The 515-nt window shown below is 66.4% G+C and carries 1 protein-coding gene; it reads right to left on the reverse strand.

All coding sequences use genetic code 11. The annotated features are described in order from the left end of the window. On the reverse strand, positions 1-515 hold a 515-nt coding region (locus tag GSM73_RS28025), incomplete at both ends, for a phosphopantetheine-binding protein (protein WP_256677100.1).

Below are 515 nucleotides of genomic sequence, written 5' to 3' on the forward strand. Positions count from 1 at the left end.
GTGGTCACGTGGGCCAGCGCCGCCGGGGTCGGCGAGCGGAACAGGTCCCGTGGCGTGAGCGAATAGCCCTGTTCACGCAGGCGCGAGATCAGTTTCAGGCCGAGGATCGAGTCACCACCCAGGGCAAAGAAACTGTCCGAGGTGCCGACTTCACGGCCGCCGGTCAAGGTGTCGCCGAGCAGTTCGCCGAACAACTGGCAGAGCAGGCGTTCCAGCTCGTTGCGCGGTGCCGCGTAGTCTTTCTGGGTGCTTGGCAGGGGCAGGGCAGCCAGGGCCTTGCGGTCGATCTTGCCGTTGGTGCTCAGGGGCAGGGCCGGGATTTGCACCCACACTGCCGGCACCATGTACGCCGGCAGTTCGGCCGCGAGCTGGGTGTCGAGATCCGACTGCGCGGTGCTACTGCTGTAGAACGCTACCAAGCGGTTGTCGATGACCAGGGTGCAGGCGCCGGTGATGGCCGGTAGGTTCAGCAGCGCTGAGTCGATTTCCCCCAGCTCGATGCGCTGGCCGCGCAG

This window comes from Pseudomonas sp. PICF6 (assembly GCF_009831705.1).
GTDB lineage: Bacteria > Pseudomonadota > Gammaproteobacteria > Pseudomonadales > Pseudomonadaceae > Aquipseudomonas > Aquipseudomonas rhizophila.